Annotated in this window: 15 protein-coding genes and 2 pseudogenes; 9 read left to right on the forward strand and 8 right to left on the reverse strand. The window is 68.8% G+C overall.

What is annotated here, in order from left to right; genetic code table 11:
- Nucleotides 1–77 precede the first annotated feature (77 nt).
- Nucleotides 78–3,761, forward strand: a complete 3,684-nt coding sequence (locus IT882_RS00740) for an efflux RND transporter permease subunit (protein WP_195692756.1) — start codon at nucleotides 78–80, stop codon at nucleotides 3,759–3,761.
- Here the strand turns inward: IT882_RS00740 and IT882_RS00745 are convergent.
- Nucleotides 3,749–4,669: an aldose 1-epimerase family protein gene (locus IT882_RS00745; protein ID WP_195692757.1), complete on the reverse strand. Its 921-nt coding sequence runs from the start codon at nucleotides 4,667–4,669 to the stop codon at nucleotides 3,749–3,751. The two genes, IT882_RS00740 and IT882_RS00745, sit on opposite strands and share 13 nt — an antisense overlap.
- Nucleotides 4,670–4,968: 299 nt before the next feature.
- Between IT882_RS00745 and IT882_RS00750 the strand changes: the two genes are divergently transcribed.
- The gene (locus IT882_RS00750; protein ID WP_195692758.1) at nucleotides 4,969–7,218 is read left to right on the forward strand and encodes a DEAD/DEAH box helicase; all 2,250 of its coding nucleotides are present in this window, start codon (nucleotides 4,969–4,971) and stop codon (nucleotides 7,216–7,218) included.
- Nucleotides 7,219–7,676: 458 nt separating this feature from the next.
- On the opposite strand, the gene IT882_RS00755 is transcribed toward IT882_RS00750, so the two are convergent.
- Entirely contained in the window at nucleotides 7,677–8,750 is a 1,074-nt protein-coding gene (locus IT882_RS00755; RefSeq protein WP_195692759.1) for an Rv2578c family radical SAM protein, read from the reverse strand.
- A 236-nt stretch (nucleotides 8,751–8,986) separates the two neighbouring features.
- Here IT882_RS00755 and IT882_RS00760 point away from each other — a divergent pair, with 236 nt between their 5' ends.
- Nucleotides 8,987–10,150, forward strand: a complete 1,164-nt coding sequence (locus IT882_RS00760) for an acyl-CoA dehydrogenase family protein (RefSeq protein WP_195692760.1) — start codon at nucleotides 8,987–8,989, stop codon at nucleotides 10,148–10,150.
- A gap of 99 nt (nucleotides 10,151–10,249) precedes the next feature.
- Here IT882_RS00760 and IT882_RS00765 read toward each other — a convergent pair whose 3' ends face one another.
- The 5 genes from IT882_RS00765 to IT882_RS00785 all read right to left on the reverse strand — a co-directional run bounded on the left by IT882_RS00765 (nucleotide 10,250) and on the right by IT882_RS00785 (nucleotide 14,891).
- A complete protein-coding gene (locus tag IT882_RS00765; protein WP_229382423.1) occupies nucleotides 10,250–11,074 on the reverse strand; it encodes an energy-coupling factor transporter transmembrane component T in 825 nt (274 codons plus the stop codon).
- Between the two features lie 17 nt (nucleotides 11,075–11,091).
- The gene (locus IT882_RS00770) at nucleotides 11,092–12,897 is read right to left on the reverse strand and encodes an ABC transporter ATP-binding protein (RefSeq protein ID WP_195692761.1); all 1,806 of its coding nucleotides are present in this window, start codon (nucleotides 12,895–12,897) and stop codon (nucleotides 11,092–11,094) included.
- A 95-nt stretch (nucleotides 12,898–12,992) separates the two neighbouring features.
- Nucleotides 12,993–13,538 (reverse strand): ECF transporter S component, encoded by a 546-nt coding sequence (locus tag IT882_RS00775; RefSeq protein WP_195692762.1) that lies wholly within the window; start codon nucleotides 13,536–13,538, stop codon nucleotides 12,993–12,995.
- 37 nt (nucleotides 13,539–13,575) lie between these two features.
- Nucleotides 13,576–14,571, reverse strand: a complete 996-nt coding sequence (locus IT882_RS00780) for a pirin family protein (protein WP_195692763.1) — start codon at nucleotides 14,569–14,571, stop codon at nucleotides 13,576–13,578.
- The gene (locus tag IT882_RS00785; RefSeq protein ID WP_195692764.1) at nucleotides 14,568–14,891 is read right to left on the reverse strand and encodes a GNAT family N-acetyltransferase; all 324 of its coding nucleotides are present in this window, start codon (nucleotides 14,889–14,891) and stop codon (nucleotides 14,568–14,570) included. The genes IT882_RS00780 and IT882_RS00785 overlap by 4 nt, the downstream gene beginning before the upstream one ends.
- A gap of 105 nt (nucleotides 14,892–14,996) precedes the next feature.
- Between IT882_RS00785 and IT882_RS00790 the strand changes: the two genes are divergently transcribed.
- From IT882_RS00790 to recQ, 3 genes and pseudogenes are all read left to right on the forward strand, one after another.
- A complete protein-coding gene (locus tag IT882_RS00790; protein WP_418887763.1) occupies nucleotides 14,997–16,775 on the forward strand; it encodes a DEAD/DEAH box helicase in 1,779 nt (592 codons plus the stop codon).
- Nucleotides 16,742–17,653, forward strand: a pseudogene (locus tag IT882_RS17230) (DUF3516 domain-containing protein); the annotation flags it as partial. The gene IT882_RS00790 and the pseudogene IT882_RS17230, both read left to right, overlap by 34 nt.
- Before the next feature lie 79 nt (nucleotides 17,654–17,732).
- Nucleotides 17,733–19,682 (forward strand): DNA helicase RecQ, encoded by a 1,950-nt coding sequence (recQ, locus tag IT882_RS00795; RefSeq protein WP_195693964.1) that lies wholly within the window; start codon nucleotides 17,733–17,735, stop codon nucleotides 19,680–19,682.
- Between the two features lie 9 nt (nucleotides 19,683–19,691).
- On the opposite strand, the pseudogene IT882_RS00800 reads toward recQ, so the two are convergent.
- Nucleotides 19,692–20,108: pseudogene (locus tag IT882_RS00800) on the reverse strand (GNAT family N-acetyltransferase); the annotation flags it as partial.
- A gap of 28 nt (nucleotides 20,109–20,136) precedes the next feature.
- Between IT882_RS00800 and IT882_RS16140 the strand changes: the two are divergent.
- From IT882_RS16140 to IT882_RS00810, 3 genes are all read left to right on the forward strand, one after another.
- Entirely contained in the window at nucleotides 20,137–20,508 is a 372-nt protein-coding gene (locus tag IT882_RS16140; protein ID WP_229382207.1) for a gluconokinase, read from the forward strand.
- Nucleotides 20,509–20,540: 32 nt separating this feature from the next.
- Nucleotides 20,541–20,687, forward strand: coding sequence for a hypothetical protein (locus IT882_RS16145; protein WP_229382208.1), 147 nt, complete (start codon nucleotides 20,541–20,543; stop codon nucleotides 20,685–20,687).
- 168 nt (nucleotides 20,688–20,855) lie between these two features.
- Entirely contained in the window at nucleotides 20,856–22,907 is a 2,052-nt protein-coding gene (locus IT882_RS00810) for an acyl-CoA dehydrogenase (RefSeq protein ID WP_195692765.1), read from the forward strand.
- The last annotated feature ends 5 nt before the right edge of the window (nucleotides 22,908–22,912 follow it).

The following is a 22,912-nucleotide window of genomic DNA, read 5'->3' on the forward strand; positions in this document are numbered from 1 at the left end:
AATCACCGTGCGAAGATGGGGACGATACGCCCACGTATCGTCGCGTCCCGATCGCACCGAACACAGCAAAGGCCCCCGTGTCGAAACTCGCCGTTCTGAGCCTCAAAAACCGCGCCCTCATCGCGCTGGTCACGATCGTCGCAGCGCTGTTCGGCAGCCTCGCGCTCACGAACCTGAAGCAGGAACTGATCCCGTCGATCGAGTTCCCTGCCCTCATCGTCGTGACGACCTACCCGGGAGCGTCGCCTGAAGTCGTCGCGAACGACGTGTCAACGCCGATCGAGACGGCTATCCAGGCCGTGCCCGGTCTCGAGTCGACGACCGCAACGAGCACGACCAACGCGTCCATCGTGCAGGCCTCGTTCACGTACGGCACCGACCTCGGCACCGCCGAGCAGAAGATCACGCAGGCGATCAACCGGATCTCGTCCCAGCTGCCCGAGAACGTCGAGCCCAACGTGCTCTCGGCGAGCATCGACGACTTCCCCGTCATCCAGATCGCCGTCACCGGGTTCGACGATGAACAGACCATCCAGGCGTCCCTCGAATCCACGGCGATCCCCGAACTCGAGGATGTCGACGGCGTCAACGCCGCGCAGATCGTCGGTGGTACAGGGCAGCGGATCACGATCACCCCCGATCCGGCGGCCCTGGCCGAGACGGGGTACTCGCAGCAGGCGATCCGCGACGCTCTCGATCAGAACGGCGTCCTGTTCCCGGGTGGCCAGATCACCGAGAACGAGCAGACCCTGACGGTTCAGACCGGCTCGAAGATCACCTCCGTCGACGCCGTGGCGGCGCTCCCGCTCGTTCCGACCGATGCCGAACAGTTCCAGGCCGGCACGGTGACGATCGCCGATGTCGCGACCGTCGAGCAGGGTCAAGACCCCGTCACGACGATCTCTCGCGTCAACGGCGAACCGGCCGTGACGATCGCGATCACCAAGCTTCCGGCGGCCAACACCGTGGATGTCTCGCACGGCGTGGTCGACATCCTGCCTGAGCTCGAGCAGCAGTTGGACGGCGTCACCCTCACCGTCGTGTTCGACCAGGCCCCCTACATCGAGCAGTCGATCGAGACCCTCGCCGTCGAAGGCGGCTTCGGACTGCTCTTCGCCGTCCTCGTCATCCTGCTCTTCCTGCTCTCGGTGCGCGCGACGCTTGTGACGGCGATCTCGATCCCGACGAGCGTGCTCATCACCTTCATCGGGTTGCAGGCATTCGGGTACTCGCTGAATATCCTGACGCTCGGCGCGATCACGATCTCGATCGGGCGCGTCGTGGATGACTCGATCGTCGTGATCGAGAACATCAGGCGCCACTACGTCGGCAAGGCCGACAAGATGACCTCGATCGTGCGCGCCGTGAAGGAAGTGGGATCGGCGATCACATCGTCGACCATCACGACCGTCGCCGTCTTCTTGCCGATCGCGTTCGTCGGGGACGTGACCGGAGAGCTGTTCCGTCCGTTCGCGCTCACCGTCTCGATCGCGCTGCTTGCCTCGCTGCTGGTCGCGCTCACGATCGTGCCCGTGCTGGCCTATTGGTTCCTCAAGCCCGGCAAGCCGCTGCTCGACGAGGCCGGCCGCGAGATCGATCCCGAGAACCCGGCCGCGCCCCTGGACCGGCTCCAGCGCGGCTACACCCCGATCCTGCGCTGGACCCTGCGGCACTCGTGGGTGACGCTCGGCCTTGCCGTTCTCGTGCTCGTCGGCACCGTCGCCGTCGCTCCGTTCATGAAGACGAACTTCCTCGGCGACTCCGGGCAGAACACCTTCACCATGACGCAGGACATCGGGCCGGCGCCGAGCCTCGAGGCCGAAGCCGCGGCCGCCGAACCTGTCGAACAAGCCCTCATGGGCATCGACGGGATCGAGACCGTGCAGGTGTCGATCGGCTCCAGCGGCAACGCCCTGCGAGACGCGTTCACCGGTGGCGGCAGTGGAATCACGTACTCCATCACGACGCAGGAAGGCGTCGATCAGGTCGCGCTTCGCCAAGAGGTGCAAGACACCGTCGAGGCGATTCCGGATGCCGGAGAGATCACGGTCGCGGGCGGCAACGGCGGGTTCGGCTCGACCGACATCGAGGTCGACGTCACAGCTCCCGACGCCTCGACGCTGCAAGAGGCCACGGATGCCGTGGTCGCGAGCCTCAGCGACCTCGACGACATCAGCCAGGTCACGAGCAACCTGTCGGCATCCTTGCCCTTCATCTCGGTGCGGGTCGACACCGACAAGGCAGCCTCGCTCGGCCTGTCGGAGGTTGCCGTGGGCGCGATCGTGTCCAGCACGATGCAGCCCCAGAACATCGGCAGCGTCGAGGTCGACGATACGTCGCTGACGGTGTACCTGGCCTCAAACGACCCGCCCACGACGATCGATGAGCTGCGCAACCTGCAGGTGTTCACGGCCCAGGGTCCGGTGCCGCTGTCGGATGTCGCCGTTGTCGAGGAGGCCCAGGGGCCGACCTCGATCACCACCGAAGGCGGCACGCGGACCGCGACGGTCACGGTCACACCCGCCACCGACAACCTGGCGCAGGCGACGGCATCCGTCACCGACGCGCTCGACACGGCGGACCTGCCCTCGGCTGCCCGCGCGGAGCTCGGCGGTGTCGCCACCGACCAGGCTGACGCGTTCAGCCAGCTCGGGCTTGCGCTGCTGGCGGCGATCCTCATCGTCTACGTCGTCATGGTCGCCACGTTCAAGTCGCTGCGTCAGCCGCTCCTGCTGCTGATCTCGGTGCCGTTCGCGGCAACCGGCGCGATCCTGCTGCAGGTCGTCACCGGCATTCCGCTGGGTGTCGCCTCGCTCATCGGTGTGCTGATGCTCATCGGCATCGTCGTCACCAACGCGATCGTTCTCGTGGACCTCGTCAACCAGTACCGCGAGAAGGGCCTCAGCGCGCACGATGCGACGATGGCGGGTGGGACCCGGCGTCTTCGTCCGATCCTCATGACCGCGCTTGCGACGATCCTCGCGCTCACGCCGATGGGGCTCGGGATCACCGGCACGGGCGGGTTCATCTCGCAGCCTCTCGCGATCGTCGTGATCGGCGGACTCATCTCCTCGACCGTGCTGACGCTCCTGGTCTTGCCGACGCTCTACAACCTTGTCGAGGGTGCCAAGGAGCGGCGACAGGCCAAGCGCGGTGCGCGCCCGGGACAGACGGATGCCGAGGGCGCACTCGTGCTCGCGGGCGTCGGTGCCGCGGGTGTCGGTGCTGCCTCCGGAAGTGGTGAGGATGTGCCGCTGACGCGCCGTGAACTGCGCGAGCGGGAGACGGCACTGCGGACCGGTCAGATCCCTGTCCAGTCCCCGGCATCCGCCGACGAGGTGGAGTCCGACGAGCCTGCGGTCGACGGGGAAGCCGACCAGTCTGCCGAGCCCACGGGCGCTGAGGCCGAGGCATCCGAGTCAGCCGACACCGACGCCGAACCGACGGAGGCGGACGCGACCGAGCCTGAGGCTGCTGAGCCGGACGCGAACGGTGCTGACAGCGTCGAGCCGGGCACCGCCGAGCCGGAAGCCGACGACCCCTCGAATGCTGAGGCCGAAGCATCCGAGTCCGTTGAGGCCGGCGATGCGTCCTCCGGAGACGCTGGCGGTGACGAGACCGCGCACACGGATGCCGAGGCCGGCGCGAGCGAATCAGCCGATGGCGCCGAGCCGAGCGACGCTGAGCCGAGCGACGCCCCGGCCGGCGATGCCGAAACCGACACGTCGGACGGCGACGAGAACGGTCGTCAGCCCGAGTAGGAGATGCCCCAGCTCACGGTCCAGGTCTCGCCCGGCGCCAGCCAGCGCAGACCGCGACCGGAGTTGAGGGCATCCGGCACGGCGCTCATCGGCTCGATCGCGACAGCCAGTCCGCGGCCCGGGTACCGGTCGGTCGTATACACCTGCACGTAGTCGAGGTCGGGGCCCTGCCAGAGCGTGACGGTGCGGCCGTCCGGCGCGCGGAGGTGGTGGCGCAGCAGTCCGTCGGCATCCCGGGCGATGTCGGTGTAGCAGGTGTTCAGCGAGACATCACCGAGGCGGGCGCCGGCGCGCAGGTCGGATGCCGCATCCACCGGAACTTCGCCCACGGGGATGAGGGCGTCATCGAGCACGAGCATCTTGGCGCCCGGTGAGGTCAGCACGAGGTCGGCGGTCGGAACGTCTCCGATCGTGAAGTACGGGTGGGTGCCGAGGGCGGCGGGTGCCGCATCCGTACCGACGTTCTCGATGACGTGGGTCACCTCGATGCCATCCGCGGTCAGCGCGTAGGTGACTGTTGTGTCCAGCTGGAACGGGTAGCCGCTCTGCGGGAAGACCGTCGCGGCGAGCGTGAGCCGGTCAGCGGTCTGCTCGGCGACGGTGTACGGCATGAAGCGCAGCAGACCGTGGGAAGCGCCGCCGACGGACGGGTCGGTGAGCCACAGCTGGTAGGTCGTGCCATTGTGGCTCCACTTTCCGGCGCGCACGCGGTTCGGCCACGGCACCAGTACGGTCCCGGATGCCGCGGGTGCGGGCATCCCCTGCGGGTACGGTGCGATGAGGTCGACCCCATCGACCGTCAGCCCGCGGATCGTCGCACCCACCTGCGTGAGGTGGGCAGTGATCCGGCCATCAGCGCTCGCGAGGTGGAACTGCTCTCCGGTGGGGTCGTGGCGGGTGTCGGTCATGGGTCCTCCTCGGCGGGCGTCGTGCCCATGCTAGAGCGCGGATGCGGCATCCGTTTGCTCGCCCGGGCGCGTGGTCGGTGCCTGGGTGCGGGGCTTTCCCAGGGTGAACCTGTACGCTTGTTCGGTCGGCTCTGGACATTGCCATGTATGGCGAGTGGGTTTGTGAGTCCTTGGGGCCGATGGTGAGTGCCGATCGGCGCACATGACCATCACATGAATGGCCCCCGGCCAAGAGAGTCCGGGCCTGTCGAGCGCGTCTCGACTGCTGTTCTCGTGCGAGAGAACCCAGGAAGATCACCATGCCCAAGAGCAAGAAGCCGGCCGGCGGCCGCGCAGCCAAGAACTTCGAACCGCGCTACGGCGAGAAGACCTCGTTCCAGGATCGCAAGCGTCGTCCTGGCGCCTCCTCCGCGGGAAAGCCCGGGAGCAAGAGCCCGAGCCACCGCGGCTACCGTCCCGAGACCGCTGAGTCCGGTGGCGAGCCCAAGCGTCGCTGGACGGCGCAGGAGCGCGCGGGTCGCGACGAGGCCCGCGCCATCCGTTCCCACTCGCGCGATGACCGCCCGCGCCGCGATGACCGCCCGCGGGATGACCGTCCCCGCTACGAGGGTCGTTCGGCCCGCACCGAGCGTCCCGCCGGTGACGACCGTCGTCGGTGGGAAGATCGTCCGGCCCGTGATGACCGCCCCCGCTACGAGGATCGTCCGGCCCGCGGCGATCGTCCCCGGTATGAGGATCGGCCCGCGCGTGGCGACCGTCCTCGCTATGAGAGCGGACCCCGCCGTGACGACCGTCCGGCTCGTGACGGGCGTGCGCCCTACGGCGACCGTCCCCGCTACGAGGGTCGTCCTTCTCGTGATGACCGGCCTCGTTATGAGGGTGGTTCGCGTCGGGATGACCGTCCCGCGCGCAACGACCGTCCGGCCCGTGATGACCGTCCCCGCTACAGTGACCGTCCTCGTCGGGATGACCGTCCTGCCCGCGATGACCGCCCGCGCTACGACAGTCGTCCGGCCCGTGATGACCGCCCGCGCTACGACAGCCGCCCGGCTCGCGATGACCGGCCTGCCCGTGACGACCGCCCCGCCCGTGATGACCGTCCGCGCACCGGTCGTGGTGGCTACGGCGAGCGTCGTGACGATCGCGGCTTCTCCGATCGTCCCCGCCGGGATGACCGCTCCCGCTACGAGGACCGGCCGCGCCGGGATGACCGCCCGCGTCGGGATGGCGCGCCCAGCCGATCGGACTGGAACGCGCCGACGCGCACCGCTGCCCACGAGCAGCGTGTCGACGTCGTCCACGAGCGCTTGCAGGCTGACGCCGTTCAGGCGGATGCCGTCGAGGGCGTGAGCTTCGGCGACCTGGGCCTCGGCGAGAACATCGTTCGCGTGCTCGCCGATCTGGGGGCTGCTACGCCGTTCCCCATTCAGGCCGCGACAGTCACTCCGATCCTGGAGGGTCGCGACGTCCTGGCGCGCGGTCGTACGGGCTCGGGCAAGACGATCGCGTTCGGTGCTCCGCTGGTCGAGAGCATCCTGCGCTCGCAGGCGGGGAGCCGTCGCGAATTCGGCCGCGCACCCAAGGCACTCGTGCTGGCACCGACCCGCGAACTCGCGTTGCAGATCGACCGGACGATCCAGCCGATCGCCCGGAGCGTCGGCCTGTTCACGACGCAGATCTACGGCGGCGTGCCCCAGGCCCGTCAGGTCGGCGCGCTCAAGAAGGGCGTCGACATCATCGTCGGGACGCCGGGACGGATCGAGGACCTCGTCGAACAGGGCAAGCTTGATCTCTCCGAGGTGCGCATCGCGGTTCTCGACGAGGCCGACCACATGTGTGAGCTCGGATTCCTCGAGCCGGTTCAGCGCATTCTGCGCCTGACGGCCGAGGGAAGCCAGAAGCTGCTCTTCTCCGCGACGCTCGACCGCGAGGTCGCTGCGCTCGTGGACGAGTTCCTCGTCGAGCCTGCCGTCTACGAGGTTGCCGGCGAGGACCAGGACTCGAGCACCATCGAGCACCGCGTTCTGGTGATCGACCACCGCGACAAGGCCGAGATCCTCACCTCACTCGTCGACCGCGACGGCAAGACCCTCGTGTTCGCGCGCACCCGCGCTTACGCCGAGATGCTCGCCGAGCAGTTCGATGACGCCGGAATTCCGTCGCTTGCGCTACACGGTGACCTCAACCAGGCCAAGCGCTCGCGCAACCTCGAGAAGCTGACCTCGGGCCGAGTTCGCGTGCTCGTCGCGACGGATGTGGCAGCGCGCGGCATCCACGTCGACGACATCGATCTGGTGGTCCAGGCTGACGCGCCCGATGAGTACAAGACGTACCTGCACCGCTCGGGTCGCACCGGTCGCGCGGGTCGCGCAGGTCGCGTCGTGACGCTCATCACCCGTCAGCGCCGCCGTCGGATGACCGAGATGCTCGATCGCGCCGAGATCGAAGCCCCCTTCGAGGATGCCCGCATCGGTGACGATGTGCTGGAGGAGATCGCTGGCCGCCAGCTCGCGGACGTCGACGCTCCTCAGGAGCTCGTCGACGCCTGAGCCCCGCTCCGGCACCTCCCTGCCGCCTCCGGCACCTCCCTGCCACCTCACGGAGGTAGGCAATATCTCCGAGGTAGGACGAATCCCCACCGGATCGTCCTCCCTCGGAGATTTCTCCTACGTCAGCGCGGGGCGTGGGTGACAACACCAGTGCGCGAGCGTTGCGCTCCACCTGCCGCCGGTACCCGTCCGTACCCTCCGGAGGCATCTCCCGGAGGTAGGCGTTATCGCCGAGGTAGAACGAATCACCGCGGGATCGGCCTACCTGCGGGATGTCTCCTCCGTCCGTGCGGGATGTGGGCGACAGCTCGGGGGTGCGCGGGTTGCGCTACACCTGCCGCCGTCACCCTCCCCGTACCTCCCCGAGGTAGGCACTATCTCCGAGGTAGGACTAATCCCGACCGGATCGTCCTACCTGGGGGATTTCTCCTCCGTCCGTGCGGGGAAGGCGGCGCGGCTCAGAAGAGCATGGCGGCGGCATCCGCCCGGCGGCCACGTGAGGTCGTGATGACGGATGCCGCGGCTCGGCGCGCGGCGAGGCCGGGAACCGGCTCGCGGGGTGGCGCCTCTTCTTCGGCATGTCCGGTCAGGCCGTGCACCCGCAGCAGCGGCCGGACGCGTTTGGCGAGCCACTGCCGATACGGCTTTGGTGCATACGCGGCGGCGCCCGGGTAGAGCCCGCGATACGCCCCGACGAGATCCGGATGCTCCCGCTCGAGCCACCGCAGGAACCATTGCTTCGCCCCGGGCCGCAGATGCAGGGCGCCGAACACCACCCGGTGTGCGCCTGCTGCGCGGATGCGCGCGAGGGCGTCATCGAGCGTCGCGATCGAGTCGGTCAGGTGGGGGAGGATCGGCATCAGGAAGACGGTGACGCGGAATCCAGCATCCGTCGCCGCCCGTACTGTCTCGAGCCGTGCCGCGGCGGAGGGTGTCCCGGGTTCGAGCGTGCTCTGCAGCGCGTCATCGAAGACAGCGATCGACATCGCCAGCGACACGTCGACCTCCCGGGACGCCTCCGCCAGCAGCGGAAGGTCTCGGCGCAGCAGGGTTCCCTTCGTGAGGATCGAGAACGGCGTTCCCGCATCGGTGAGTGCTTGAATGATGCCGGGCATGAGGCGGTAGCGGCCCTCGGCCCGCTGATACGGGTCGGTGTTCGTGCCGAGCATGACGGGATCGCCGGTCCACGAGGGCCTCGCGAGCTCTGCGCGGAGCACCTCGGTGACGTTGACCTTCACGATGATCTGCGCGTCGAAGTCGCGTCCGGCATCCAGCTCGAGGTACTCGTGCGTGCCGCGAGCGAAACAATAGCTGCAGGCATGACTGCATCCGCGGTAGGGGTTCACGGTCCAGTCGAAGGGCATCGCTGAACCGCCGGGCACGTGGTTCAGGGCGCTTTTGGCGACGACCTCGTGGAAGGTCATGCCCGCGAACTCGGGTGTTGTCACCGACCGCACGAAGCCACCGAGGTGTTCCATCCCGGGCAGCGCATTGGTATCGCCCGCGCCGATCGCCTGCCCGTTCCATCGCATGCGGATAGTCGAACAAAAATACGACGACGTGTCAACACGCATACGAGACTGGTCGAACGAGAAGCCGAAGCTGGAGGCATTCCACAAACGCGGGACCCAGTACCGCCAACCGTGAGCCGCAATCCCACAGTCGGATCGGAATCTGTCCAGGGCCGGGGCATAGAATCGCGTCGGCGACGGGGCCTAGCCGCTGATTCTGGCAGGCCCGCGCCATCGATGTGGAAGGAAGGGCTCACATGGAGCGCGACATCTACGACGAGGACCACGAGGCGTTCCGCGACGTCGTCAAGGAGTTCGTCAAGCGTTACGTCACGAACGAGGCCATCGCCCGGTGGGATGCCGAGGGCGAGATCGATCGCGACACGATGAAGGCTGCCGGCGAGTCCGGCCTCATCGGTCTCTCGGTGCCCGAGGAGTTCGGTGGTGCGGGGATGCTGCAGGATTACCGCTTCCGCGCCATCGTGATGGAAGAAGTCATCTCGGCCGGGTCGGGGTCGCTGGCCGGTGCGTTCGGCATCCAGGATGACCTCGCGGTGCCCTACCTCGTGCACATGGGGACGCAGGAGCAGAAAGAGAAGTGGCTTCCCGGCATGGCGACTGGTGAGGTGATCGGCGCTCTCGCGATGACCGAGCCCGGCGCCGGCAGCGACCTGCGCGGCATCAAGACGACCGCGAAGAAGGTCGACGGCGGCTACATCGTCAACGGCGCCAAGACGTTCATCTCCAGCGGCAAGACCGCCGACCTCGTCGTCACGTTCGTCAAGACCGGTGAGGGCAACCGGCCGGATGCCTTCAGTCTGCTGCTCATCGAGAACGGCATGGACGGGTTCGACCACGGCAAGAAGCTGCACAAGATGGGCTTCCACGGCCACGACACCGCAGAGCTCTCGTTCAGCGACGTCTTCGTTCCGGAAGAGAACCTCATCAGCGGTCGCGAGGGCATGGGCTTCGTGCAGCTCATGATGAACCTCCCGCTCGAGCGCATGTCGATCGGTGTCGCCGGCGCGGCGGCAGCTCAGGCGGCGCTGGACTGGACGCTCGCGTACACGAAGGACCGCGAGGCCTTCGGTGAGCGGATCGCCGACTTCCAGAACACCCGGTTCCGGCTCGCCGACATGTCCGCGAGTGTCGAAGCGCTCTGGGCATATACCGATCGCGTTATGCGGGCCTACGCGGGCAAGAAGCTCTCGGCTGAAGAGGCAGCGAAGTACAAGTTCTGGGCGACGGAGCGGGAGTGGGAGGTGCTCGACCTCGGCGTGCAGCTGCACGGTGGCTACGGCTACATCACCGAGTACCCGATCGCCCGCGCGTTCCTCGACGCTCGCGTCCACCGCATCTACGGCGGCACGAACGAGATCATGCGCGAGATCGTCGGACGAGACCTCGCCGGCAAGCGCTAGTCACACGCCGCACATACGGATGCCGCGACACCGCCCTCTGAGGAGGCGCGGGTCGCGGCATCCGTCGTTCGCGGCATCCGCCGGCGTGCGCCGCAGAGACTAGACCGGCGGAGCCCAGGGGAAGAAGAGGGCCAACAGCGCCGCGGACACAACCCAGAACAGGACCATGAACACGACGTCGCGGGCGCGGAACGGCACGAGGTGGCGTTCGGTCCGGTCGGGGTAGGCGCCGAAGGCGCGGGAGTCCATCGCGAGAGCGACCCGCTCGGCGTGACGGATGGCGCCGGCTAGCAGCGGGACGATGTAGCTGACCCAGCGGCGCAGACTCGCGATCGGCCCTCGTCCCCGGTGCGCGCCGCGCACGCGGTGAGCCTGGCGGATGATCTCCAGTTCGTGCCCGAACCGGGGGACGAAACGGAAAGCGGCCAGCGCCGTGTATCCGATCCGGTACGGCACGCGCAGTTGCTGGACGCAGGCCCGCACGAGATCAGGACCGGTCGTGCTGAGGCCGGGAATGAGGGAGAGCGCGAGGATCGCCCCGAGCCGCAGGCCCGTCGCGAACCCGATCTGCAGCGCCCCGCTGTAGAGCGTCCACGCGCCGATCTGCAGCACGGGGTGCGTATTGGCGACGAGTGCGGCATCGGTCCACAGCGAAAACCCGAACCCCAGCACGAGGATCGCGCCGGGCACCGCGAGCAGGAGCACGGCTACCGCGCGGATGCTGAGGCTCACGCCGACGATCAGAACGAGGTAGGCCAGCGCGAGGAAGGCGATCGGTGTCGCGAGGTCGCGGACGAACACGAGCAGCACGACCGCGGGAAGGATCGCTGCCATCTTCGCGAGCGGGTTCATCGCGTACAGGAAGCGCACCGCGGAGGTGCGGGGCACCCCGGCGTAGGGGTCATCGGTCACGGATGCCGGGATCACGGTCGACGCGGTCGTCACGACCCACCACCGGGAAGGTCTGCTACGCGGGTGATCGTGCGAAGCTCCGGGTGCGTGGCAAGAGAGGTGAGCGCGCGGGCCAGCGGCGGCACCCGCAGACCCGCGCGGGCGATGAGGTCGGCATCCGCGAACACCTCGCCCGGGGTTCCGGTCGCGGTGACGCGTCCCGACTCCATGACGGCGACGCGGTCGGCGTACTCGGCGACCAGCTGCATGTCGTGGGTGACGACGATGATCGTCGTGCTGTCGCGGTTGAGGTCACGCAAGAGCGTGAGCAGTTCCTCAGCACGCGCGCGATCCTGCCCGAACGTCGGTTCGTCGAGGGCGAGCACGGGAGCTCCGGCGACCAGCGCGGTGCCGACGGAGAGTCGGCGCTTCTGCCCGCCCGAGAGGAGGAACGGATGCACCTGCGCCCGCTTCCGCAGTCCGAACCGGTCGAGGAGGGCCAGGGTGCGCCGCTCGACCTCCGCGTCGTCGAGCTGCTGGCGGCGCAGGCCGTGGGCGATCTCGTCGAACACGGATGCCGCGATGAACTGGTGCTCGGGATTCTGGAACACGAACCCGACGTGCTTCGACAGAGAGCGGTCGTCGAGGCGAGCAACGTCCAGGCCGTCGACCTTGACCGTGCCGCGGGGCGGGGTGAGCACCCCCGCGAGGGCCTGGATCAACGTCGTCTTGCCCGCCCCGTTGGCGCCGACGACCGCGAGGAACTCGCCGTCGCGGACGTCGAGCGAGACATCCGTCAGCACCTCGGTCCGGCTGCGTCGAAGGGTAAGACCTCGCACCTCGATGCGGGTGCCGGATGCCGACACCGCGGCCTCCGGCAGGGACACAGCCGCTGCGCCGACTCCGGTCGCCGCGGGTTGACGCTCGAGCGCCTCGCGCAGCTCGTCGGGGCTGATCGGCAGGGGATCGAACAGGTACCCGGCTTTCTGCAGCCGCAGCGCGGCGAGGGTCGAGGTCGGCAACCACACCCCGAGTTCGCGTAGTTCGTCTGCCCGCCCACGCAGGATCTCGTCGGCGGGACCGTCAGCGACCACGACGCCCGCGGCATCCAGCACGACGACGCGGTTCACAAACGCGACGGCAGCGTCGAGGTTGTGCTCGATCAGCACGATTCCCCGGTCACCGGATGCCGCGAGCTCGGCCAGGGCCGCATAGACATCGTCGATCCCTCGCGGGTCGAGGTTCGCCGTCGGCTCGTCGAGCACGAGGAGGGGGGCGCCCATCGCGAGTGCGCACGCGATGGCAAGGCGCTGCCGGCCACCGCCCGACAGCCGATCGGGGTTCTCGGTCCGCCTCTCCCAGAGCCCGACGCGCCGCAGGGCCGACTCGGCGCGGGCGAGAACCTCGGGCACCGGCAGGCGCAGGTTCTCGGGTCCGAACGAGACCTCGTCGAGCAGCGTCCCTGTCACCAGCTGCGCATCGGGGTCCTGGAACACGATCCCGACCTGCGTTGACAGCTGCGCGACGGAGTGCGCCGCGGTATCCATCCCGGCAACCTCGACCTGCCCCGACAGCGTCGCCGGAACGGCGTGGGGGATCAGTCCGTTCATCGCCAGCGAGAGCGTCGACTTGCCCGACCCGCTGGGCCCGAGCAGGAGCACGACGTCACCGCGCGACACCTCGAACGAGACGGATGCCGGCGTCGCGGCATCCTCGCCCTCGTGCGTGATCCCGACCTCGCGCAGGCGCAGCAGCGGTGCCTGCGCGGCCCCGACACGCGCCTCGGGCGTCGCCGTCTCGCCGGGCGAGGGGGCGACGGATGCCGAGCGCGCGGTGGAATCGGGGGGAGCAGTCACGGGTCCTCGTCGGAAAGGGAAGTATGCCCTAACTTAGCTGAACCTAACTCCACGGGCCCCGAGATTCCGGTTTCCGGGTGACCCAGCTCGGAGCATCATGCGCGGCGGGCGACGCCGGCGCGACGCAGCGCGACGCCGATGCCGAGGCCCGCGGCAGTCCAGGCGACGGGGCCTAGTACGGCCACGATCAGGTAGATGATCTGTGCCCACAGCGCGAGGGACGCGAGGTCGGCGGCGAAGGCCACGACAACCGCCACGAGGATGCCGATGATGATCGCCGAGATGAAGAACCGCCACGCGTCCCATACGCGGTAGCGGGTGAGGGCGGCGACGAGTTCCTGGATGCCGCCGAAGAGGATCGCGGTGCCGAGGAACCGCAGTGCCCACTGCGGCGCCATGGCGCTGGCGACCAGGGCTGCGAATACGTGGGTCAGCAACGCGACCCACGGTAGGCGGATGACTTCCTGCGCGATGATTCCCGGCAGGACGTGCGCACCCAGCACGAAACCGTAGAGGATCGGCGCCGTCACGAGGACGAGGGGCGTCACCCATCCGGCGATGCCCGCGAGGAGCCCCGTCGCGACGCCGATTGCGGCGGTCGTCAGGAGCACGCGCGTCGTCAGGACGGAGGTTCGGGCCACCGTATCAGCGTACTGCCGCGTTCGGGACCAAGGTCTCTCAGAGCCGGCGCCGGCGCCTGGTCAGTCGGACACCGGGCAGCGGCGGCGCGGGGATGCGTTCCGGTCCATGGTCGACGACCTGACCGAATCGAGCTGCTGCGTTCTCCCAGTCTTGGCGGGCCGCGACGATCTCGTCGTGGGATCGGCCGACGAAGTTCCACCACATCACGATCTCGTCCGGAAACGGCTCGCCACCGAGCAGGAACACCCGCGCGCCGGTGGTGGATCGCAGGGTGATCGCGTCACGGTGGGTGCCCAGGTACAGCAGGCTGTTCGCATCCAGGGCTGCCGTGTCGTCGGTGGCGGCTCCCGGCGCTCCGTTGACTGTCGCGTCGCCGTCGATCAGCAGCAGCGCATGCTCCCATCCCGTCTCGAGCGGCACGAGCACGTCTGCGTCGGGCGTCAGCTCCAGCTCGGCGCCGACGATCGGGGTATGAGCTGTCGCGGGTGAGGATGCTTCGCCCAGCGTGCCGAGCACGACCGTGGCCTGCGCGCTTCCTGAGGCAGCGGGAAGGTCGAGCACCGGCAGATCCGCGTGCCGCTCGAAGGATGCCTCCCCGAACCGGGTCGCCTCGGGCAGGGCTACCCACAGCTGGAGAGCGTCGAGGTCGACATCCGCATCGCCCACGGAGTACTCGGAGTGGGAGATGCCGGCGCCCGCGGTCATGAGGTTGAGCACGCCCCGGCGCACGATCACGTCGCTACCGACGGAGTCGCGGTGGCGAACCTCGCCGCTGATCGGCCACGTCACCGTCTGGAGGCCGATGTGCGGGTGCGGGTCGACGCGCATCGTCGTGCGCTGCGGTCCGAAGCGGTCGAGAAAGCACCACGCGCCGACCATGGGCAGATCCCGCTGAGGGAGTGCGCGGGACACGTGCATACCGCGCACTCCGCCGAGCGGCACCTCGCGCGCCTCGAGGGTCAGCAGTCGGGGCCCGTCGCAGTCGGCAGCACCTTCCTGGGCGACCGCCGCGTCGGAGTCGAGCCTGGTCATCCCTGGGGCGCTGTGCCGTGCGGCCAGGCGATGTTGAGTCCGTTCACCTCGTGCTTCTGCAGGTAGCGCACGACGAACGAGCACTGCGGCACAACGGTCTCGCCTCGGGAGGCGGCATCGGTCATCGCCTGCCCGATGAGCTCGGTACCGAACCCGCGGCCCGAGAACTCGGAATCGATCTCGGTGTGGGGGAAGACGAGGCGGCCCTGCTCGTCGGCGACGAACTCGGTGAAGCCGGCGAGGGCTCCGTCGAGGCTGATCTCGTATCGTCCCTTGTCGTCGTTGCGCACGACCTTGGGGGTCACATCCGTGTCGGTCATCACCGGTCCTTTCGTTGCTTCCTCCCAACGTAGGTGGGGCCTGTCGTGTTCCGCGAGGGGTTGCGCGAGTGGCCGTTGCCACCCCAGGGTCGGGCAGACTCGGGGGTGACTCCTCCCCCCACGCTCACGGACGCGGTGACCGACGCCGCTCCGGATGCCGTCTACGACGCCTTCGTCGCGTGGGCAGAGGGTCGCGGCATCCGTCTCTACCCCGCGCAGGACGAGGCGGTCATCGAGTTGGTCTCGGGCTCGCACGTGGTGCTGTCGACCCCGACCGGAACCGGCAAGTCGCTCGTCGCCGTCGCAGCCCACACCGCGTCGCTGGCCCGCGGCGGCCGCTCGTACTACACCGCCCCGATCAAGGCGCTCGTGGCCGAGAAGTTCTTCGCGCTGGTCGAGATCTTCGGCGCCGAGAACGTCGGGATGGTCACGGGAGATTCGTCGGTCAACGCCGACGCGGCGATCGTCTGCTGCACGGCCGAGATCCTCGCCAATATCGCGCTGCGGCAGGGCGCGGATGCTGACATCGACGCGGTCGTCATGGATGAGTTCCACTACTACGGCGACCCCGAGCGCGGGTGGGCGTGGCAGGTTCCGCTCCTGCTGCTTCCGCGGGTGCAGTTCCTGCTCATGTCGGCGACGCTTGGCGATGTCGTGCCGATCGTGAGCGACCTCGAGCGCCGCACCGGCCGCGAGGTCGCACAGATCACGGGAGTCGAGCGCCCCGTGCCGCTGCACTTCTCCTATGAGCGGCGCCCGGTCCACGACGTGGTCGAGCGGTTGCTGAACGAGTCCGAGACGCCGATCTATATCGTCCACTTCTCGCAGGCCGCAGCGCTCGAGAGAGCGCAGGCGCTCATCAACACCAAGATCGCCTCCCGCGAGCAGCGCGATCTGATCGCCGCCGAGATCGGCGGGTTCCGGTTCACGACGGGTTTCGGCAAGACGCTCTCACGTCTCGTGCGCGCCGGCATCGGCATCCATCACGCCGGGATGCTGCCCCGCTACCGGCGCCTCGTCGAGACCCTCGCGCAGCGCGGCCTGCTGAAGGTCATCTGCGGCACCGACACGCTCGGTGTCGGCATCAACGTGCCGATCCGCACCGTGCTGATCACGGCGCTCACGAAGTTCGACGGCACCCGGATGCGGCAGCTCAGCGCCCGCGAGTTCCACCAGGTTGCCGGTCGCGCGGGTCGGGCCGGGTTCGACCCCTACGGCAACGTCGTCGTGATGGCGCCCGAGTGGGAGATCGAGAACGCCGTCGCGCTCGCCAAGGCCGGCGACGACGCGGCCAAGCGTAAGAAGATCGTGCGCAAGAAGGCGCCGACGGGGCAGGTCAACTGGGGCGAGGGCTCGTTCGAGCGGCTGGTTGCTGCCGAGCCCGAGCCGCTGACCCCGCACTTGCAGCTCACCGCCGCGATGCTCATCAATGTCATCGGGCGCGGCGGAGACGTCTTCGGCAACGTGCGCTCCCTCGTCTTCGACAACCACGAGTCCCGCACGCGGCAGTACGAGCTGGCACGCCGGGCGCTCGCGATCTTCCGCACGCTGCGGACGGCAGGCATCGTGGATGCCGATGCCGGCGGCATCCGTCTCACGGTCGATCTGCAGCCGAACTTCGCCCTCAATCAGCCACTGTCCCCGTTCGCGCTCGCCGCCATTTCCCTCCTCGACCCCACGGCCCCTGCCCTCGCGGCCCCCGAGCCCCCCGCGGCCCCCGAGCCCCCACGGACGTCGCAGAATCGCACGAACCTCGCAGCCTTGAGCCAGAATCCTCCGAACCTCGCGCGATTCTGCGAACTTCGGATGCCTCGGCCTCGGCGCCGGCCCCGACCGCGGCACCGACGACCGCGGGGACCGGACACTATGCGCTGGATGTCGTGAGCGTGATCGAGGCCACGCTCGATGACCCGCGGGCGATCCTGTCGCAGCAGGAGTTCCGCGCGCGGGGCGAGGCTGTCGCGGCCATGAAGCGCGACGGGCTCGAGTACGACGAACGGATGGCGCTGCTCGAAGACATCACCTACCCGAAGCCGCTGGCAGAACTGCTCGCCCAGTCGTTCGCGGTCTTTGCCTCCAGTCAGCCCTGGGTGCTCGACTTCGAGCTGTCTCCCAAGTCGGTCGTGCGCGACATGTACGAGCGGGCGATGTCCTTCGGCGAGTTCGTCTCGTTATACCAGCTCGCCCGGTCTGAGGGTCTCGTGCTGCGCTATCTCTCGGATGCCTACCGCGCCGTCCGCCAGACCGTACCGGCGGAGGCGCACACCGACGACCTTCTCGACCTCATCGAGTGGCTCGGCGAGCTCGTGCGGCAGGTCGACTCGTCGCTCGTGGACGAGTGGGCCTCCCTCACCAACCCGGTCGACGATCCGGCCGCTCCCGTCGTGCCGCCAGCACCGCCGTCCGTGCTCACCAACCGCCGCGCGTTCACCGTCCTCGTGCGCAACGAGCTGTTCCGCCGGGTGCAGTTGGCGGCACTGCAGGATGACGACGCGCTGGCAGAGCTCGACCCGGGCGTGGACTGGTCGGCGGCGATGGATCGCTACTACGACGAGCACGACGAGATCCTCACCGGCGGCGCAGCGCGCTCGCCGCAGCTGTGCGACATCGACACCGCGGATGCCCACATCTGGCGGGTCGAGCAGATCCTCGACGATCCAGCGGGCGACCACGACTGGCGCATCCGCGCCGAGGTCGACCTGGCGGCATCCGTCGAGGAGGGAACCGCGGTCGTGCGGGTCACCGAGGTGGTGCGCCTGTGAGCGGGGCGCCTGTGAGCGTAGCGCCTGTGAGCGCGAGGGACGGGGCGTCAGCGGCGCCGGATACGGTGGAGCGGTGAGCATGCCCGAGGACCCGTACGCCGACCTGGTGTGGGATCCCGACGAGCTCGCTCCGCCTCCCGACGGCGAGGAGCCTCCCGAGGACTGGGCCCCGCCTGCCGCCGGCATCCCCGCCGCGCCGGCGGCTCCGGCCCGATCGTTTGCGGGAGCCGATCCGCTCGCGGTGCTGCGCGAGGTGTACGGCTACGACGCGTTCCGCGCCGACCAGGCCGACATCGTCGATCACGTCGTCGCGGGCGGGGATGCTGTCGTGCTGATGCCCACCGGTGGCGGCAAGAGCATCACCTATCAGGTGCCCGCGCTCGTCCGCGAGGGCACGGGCCTCGTCGTCTCGCCGCTGATCGCCCTCATGCACGACCAGGTCGAGGCGTTGCGGGCCAACGGCGTCCGTGCCGCAGCGTTGAACTCGACGCAGTCCGCCGCGGAGCGTTCCGAAACCGAGCGCGCGTACCTGAGCGGCGAGATCGACCTGCTCTATGTCGCTCCCGAGCGCCTCTCGGGCGCCGCGACGACCGCACTCCTGCAGCGGGGTCGGCTGAGTGTCATCGCGATCGACGAAGCCCACTGTGTGTCGCAGTGGGGTCACGACTTCCGGCCGGACTACCTCGCGCTCGGTGATCTCGCGGAGCGCTTCCCCGGTGTCCCGCGCATGGCGCTCACGGCCACGGCCACGCGCGAAACCCACCGTGAGATCACCGACAGGCTTCGGCTCCCCGACGCGCGCCACTTCGTCGCGAGCTTCGATCGTCCCAACATCCAGTACCGGATCGAGCCGAAGACCGATGTGCGCCGCCAGCTCGCGGCCTTCGTGCGCGCCCAGCCCGCGGGGTCTTCGGGCATCATCTATGCCCTCAGTCGCAAGAGTGTCGAGCAGACAGCGACGTATCTGAGGAGTCAGGGCGTGGATGCGCTCCCGTACCACGCGGGACTTGACGCGTCGGTGCGTGCCGCAAACCAACAGCGGTTCCTGCGCGAGGACGGCGTCGTGATGGTCGCCACGATCGCATTCGGAATGGGCATCGACAAGCCCGACGTGCGATACGTCGCCCACATCGATCTGCCGAAGTCCGTCGAGGGCTACTACCAGGAGACCGGGCGTGCGGGCCGCGACGGCGAGCCGTCGATCGCGTGGATGGCCTACGGGCTCGCCGACGTCGTGCAGCAGCGCCGACTCATCGACGGTGGCGAGGGCGATCTTGCCCGCAAGCGCCGCCAGCACCAGCACCTGGATGCCATGCTCGCCCTCTGCGAGACCGTCGAGTGCCGCCGCGTGAACCTGCTCGGCTACTTCGGTCAGCCAGCACAGCCGTGCGGGAACTGCGACACGTGCCTTGAACCGCCCGAGACCTGGGACGGACTCGTCCCCGCGCAGAAGCTCCTCTCGACGATCGTGCGGCTGCAGCGCGAGCGCGGCCAGGCGTATGGCGCGGGCCAGCTGATCGACATCCTGCGCGGCGCCGACACCGAGCGCGTCCGGAAGCTCGGTCACCAGACCCTCGCGACCTACGGCATCGGATCCGACCTCTCCGACCAGGACTGGCGCAGCGTCGTGCGTCAGCTGCTGGCCCGCGGCATCATCGTCGCCCGTGGCGAGTACGGCACGCTCGCCCTCGGTGACGCGGCGGCTCCCGTCCTGAAGGGCGAGCACCCCGTGCCCCTGCGGCGCGATGTCGCCGGGCGGGCGAGCGCGGCACGCGTGCGCAAGACGGCCGCCGCGGATGTCGCACCCGCCGACCGCGACCTGTTCGAGGCGCTGCGCGCGTGGCGTGCAGAGACCGCCCGCGAGCAGGGTGTTCCCGCCTACGTCGTGTTCGGCGACGCGACCCTGCGCGCCCTCGCCGCTGCCCGCCCGGCGTCGGCGGCGGGGCTGGATGGCATCACCGGCATCGGTGCGAAGAAGAAGGATGCCTACGGCGACGCCGTCCTCGCGGTTGTGGCAGCCCACGCCTGAGGCAGGCGCCTACGCGTCATCTCTGGCGCGGACGCGCGTGAGGTCGAGGACCCACTCGTGGAACGTGAGCATCCCGCCGCGCCACGGTTCGATTCCCGTGCCGCGCCGTTCGAAACCTGCGCGCTCACACAACGCGTTGGATGCGGCGTTGTCGACCCCTGGGTAGGCGACCACCAGGTCGCGGTCGCCGACTGATGCCGCGCGGTCGATGAGCTGTCCCAGCGCGGAGCCGGCGACGCCACGTCCCTGGAAGGGCAGCTCGACCGACCACCCTGCCTCGTACGCGGGAACTCCGTGATGCTCGGCCTTCCAGAAACCGATCCCGCCGACGGGGCGACCATCCAGGTCGATGCGGACCATGCGCGCTTCTCCGGAGGCGTTGAGCCGAAGGTAGCGACGATGGCGGGCAACGACCTCATCCTCGCTCTCCGGCGCAGGCCCCTAGGCTGGCAGCATGACCCGAGCCGGCACCGCGATCGTCGTCATGGGAGTGAGCGCGAGCGGCAAGTCGGTGGTGGGGATCGAGGTCGCCCGCCGGATGCACCTGCCGTTCGTCGACGCCGACGATCTGCATCCGCCCGAGAACGTCGCGAAGATGTCGCAGGGTATTCCGCTGACAGATGCCGACCGGATGCCGTGGCTTGACCTGGTCGGTGAGCGGTTGGCGCTGCGCTCCAGCGGCGGGGAGGTGCCGGAAAGCGCTCCAGCGGAGTCGGTGGGTGTCGTCATCGCGTGCTCCGCGTTGAAGCGGTCGTACCGCGATCGCCTGCGATCCCGCGCGCCCCACACGGTCTTCATCCACCTCACGGGGATCCCGAGCTCCTGAGCGCTCGGGCTCTTGCGCGCACCGGGCACTTCATGCCGCCGGCGCTGCTGGCATCGCAGCTGGCCACGCTCGAGCCGCTTGGTGACGACGAGGCGGGTGTCGTGATCGACGTGGGCGAGGATGTCGCCACCGTCGCCGAGCGCGCTGTCGACTGGGTGCAGCGCACCGGCAGCTCCTGATGCGGCGTCAGTCCTGAACGCTTCCTGAGCGCCCTGTCGCAACGCCACAATCGCCCCGACCGACGCCGTCGGCCTCAGTTGTAGGCATCGTGAAGCGATTTGGGCTGCCTTTGTGGGATGCCTACCGTGGATTCTGACGTTCTTTCCCCCTCATCGAGAGGTGATTCCATGGTTGACGCTGCCGTCCGTCCATCCGAAACTCCCACCGCTGAACCGCGCATCGACCGAGACCTGGTGACGCAGTTGCTGCTCGGTACGTGGGCTGACACCCGCCGTGAGGCGCGCGAGCTGATCAAGGATCCCGCGTTCTGGCAGATCAGCGGACTGCCGATGCAGGAGCACCGCGAGCGGGTCCTGAGCCAGTTGCATCTGCTGGTCGACGCCGGTGGTTCCCGCCGCGCCTTCCCCAAGAAGTACGGCGGACTGGAAGACAACGGCGCGAACCTCGCGGGCTTCGAAGAGCTCGTGCTCGCTGACCCGAGCCTGCAGATCAAGTCCGGCGTGCAGTGGGGCCTGTTCGGGTCGGCGATCTACCAGCTGGGTACCGAGAAGCATCACGACCGCTGGCTGCCGGGCGTCATCTCCCTTGACCTGCCGGGCGCCTTCGCCATGACCGAGACCGGGCACGGCTCGGATGTCTCGGCGATCGGGACGACGGCGACCTACGACCCCGAGACCGAGGAGTTCGTCATCCACACGCCCTTCCGGGGTGCCTGGAAGGACTACCTCGGCAACGCAGCGCTGCACGGCAAGGCCGCCACGGTGTTCGCCCAGCTGATCACGGGCGGCGTCAACTACGGCGTGCACTGCTTCTTCGTCCCGATCCGCGACGAGCACGGCGCCTTCGTGCCAGGCGTCGGCGGCGAGGATGACGGCGTCAAGGGTGGTCTGAACGGCATCGACAACGGCCGGCTGCACTTCGACCAGGTTCGCATCCCGCGCGAGAACCTCCTGAACCGGTATGGCGATGTTGCCGCCGACGGCACCTACTCGAGCCCGATCGACAGCCCCGGTCGTCGCTTCTTCACGATGCTCGGTGCGCTCGTCCAGGGCCGCGTCTCGCTCGATGGCGCCTCGACGTGGGCATCCGCGCTCGCGCTCACGATCGCCGTCACCTACGGCAATCAGCGTCGCCAGTTCGACAGCGGCGCGGGAACCCCCGAGGTGACCCTGCTCGATTACGGCAAGCACCAGCGCCGGCTCCTGCCCCGACTCGCGCAGGTGTACGCACAGGCTTTCGCTCACGACGAGTTGCTGCAGATGTTCGACGGCGTTTTCAGCGGACGCACCGATACCCCCGACGAGCGAGAAGACCTCGAGACGCTCGCGGCAGCGCTGAAGGCGCTGTCGACCTGGAACGCGCTCGACACGATTCAGGAGGCACGGGAGGCGTGCGGTGGCCAAGGTTTCCTCGCCGAGAACCGCCTGACGGCGCTGCGCGCCGACCTCGACATCTACGTCACGTTCGAGGGCGACAACAACGTGCTGCTGCAGCTGGTCGGCAAGCGGCTGCTCTCCGACTACGCGAAGCAGTTCAAGGACAAGGATGCCGCGTCCCTCGCCCGCTTCGCCGTCGGTCAGACCGCCGGCAATGTCGTCCACGGCGCGGGCCTGCGCCAATTCGGTCAGGTCGTGACCGACTTCGGGTCGACTGCTCGTGCGGTCGAGCGCGGTCTGCGCGGTGACCAGCAGCACGAGCTGCTCGGCGACCGCGTCCAGCAGATGGTCGCCGACATCGCGGGCAGACTGCGCCCGGCATCCAAGATGTCGAAGATCGAAGCCGCTGCCCTGTTCACCGAGAACCAGGCCGAGCTCATCGAGGCCGGTCGCGCGCACGGCGAGCTGCTGCAGTGGGAGGCGTTCACGGATGCCGTGAACCGCATCGAGGATGCCGGCACGAAACAGGTCCTGACGTGGCTGCGCGACCTCTTCGGTCTGACCCTCATCGAGAAGCACCTGTCGTGGTATCTCATCAACGGCCGCCTCTCGACCCAGCGCGCTGCCGCGGTCACGAGCTACATCGACCGGTTGCTGCGCCGGCTGCGCCCGCACGCGCAGGAACTCGTCGATGCCTTCGGCTACGAGCCTGGGCACGTGCGCGCGCCCATCGCTTCGGGTGCGGAGCAGGCTCGCCAGGACGAGGCGGCCGACCACTACGCGCGGCTGGCAGCCGAGGGCGCCGCGCCGGTCTCAGAGAAGGCTGCACGCTCGGCGCGGTGACGCAT

The organism is Microbacterium schleiferi, from assembly GCF_015565955.1.
Lineage (GTDB): Bacteria > Actinomycetota > Actinomycetes > Actinomycetales > Microbacteriaceae > Microbacterium > Microbacterium schleiferi_A.

Excerpts from the sequence above, each read along its gene's own strand:
- IT882_RS00745 (WP_195692757.1), bottom strand. The coding sequence starts at position 4,669 with ATGACCGACACCCGCCACGACCCCACCGGAGAGCAGTTCCACCTCGCG.
- IT882_RS00750 (WP_195692758.1), top strand. The coding sequence starts at position 4,969 with ATGCCCAAGAGCAAGAAGCCGGCCGGCGGCCGCGCAGCCAAGAACTTC.
- IT882_RS00755 (WP_195692759.1), bottom strand. The coding sequence starts at position 8,750 with ATGCGATGGAACGGGCAGGCGATCGGCGCGGGCGATACCAATGCGCTG.
- IT882_RS00760 (WP_195692760.1), top strand. The coding sequence starts at position 8,987 with ATGGAGCGCGACATCTACGACGAGGACCACGAGGCGTTCCGCGACGTC.
- IT882_RS00780 (WP_195692763.1), bottom strand. The coding sequence starts at position 14,571 with ATGACCAGGCTCGACTCCGACGCGGCGGTCGCCCAGGAAGGTGCTGCC.
- IT882_RS00785 (WP_195692764.1), bottom strand. The coding sequence starts at position 14,891 with ATGACCGACACGGATGTGACCCCCAAGGTCGTGCGCAACGACGACAAG.
- recQ (WP_195693964.1), top strand. The coding sequence starts at position 17,733 with ATGCCCGAGGACCCGTACGCCGACCTGGTGTGGGATCCCGACGAGCTC.
- IT882_RS16140 (WP_229382207.1), top strand. The coding sequence starts at position 20,137 with ATGACCCGAGCCGGCACCGCGATCGTCGTCATGGGAGTGAGCGCGAGC.
- IT882_RS16145 (WP_229382208.1), top strand. The coding sequence starts at position 20,541 with ATGCCGCCGGCGCTGCTGGCATCGCAGCTGGCCACGCTCGAGCCGCTT.
- IT882_RS00810 (WP_195692765.1), top strand. The coding sequence starts at position 20,856 with ATGGTTGACGCTGCCGTCCGTCCATCCGAAACTCCCACCGCTGAACCG.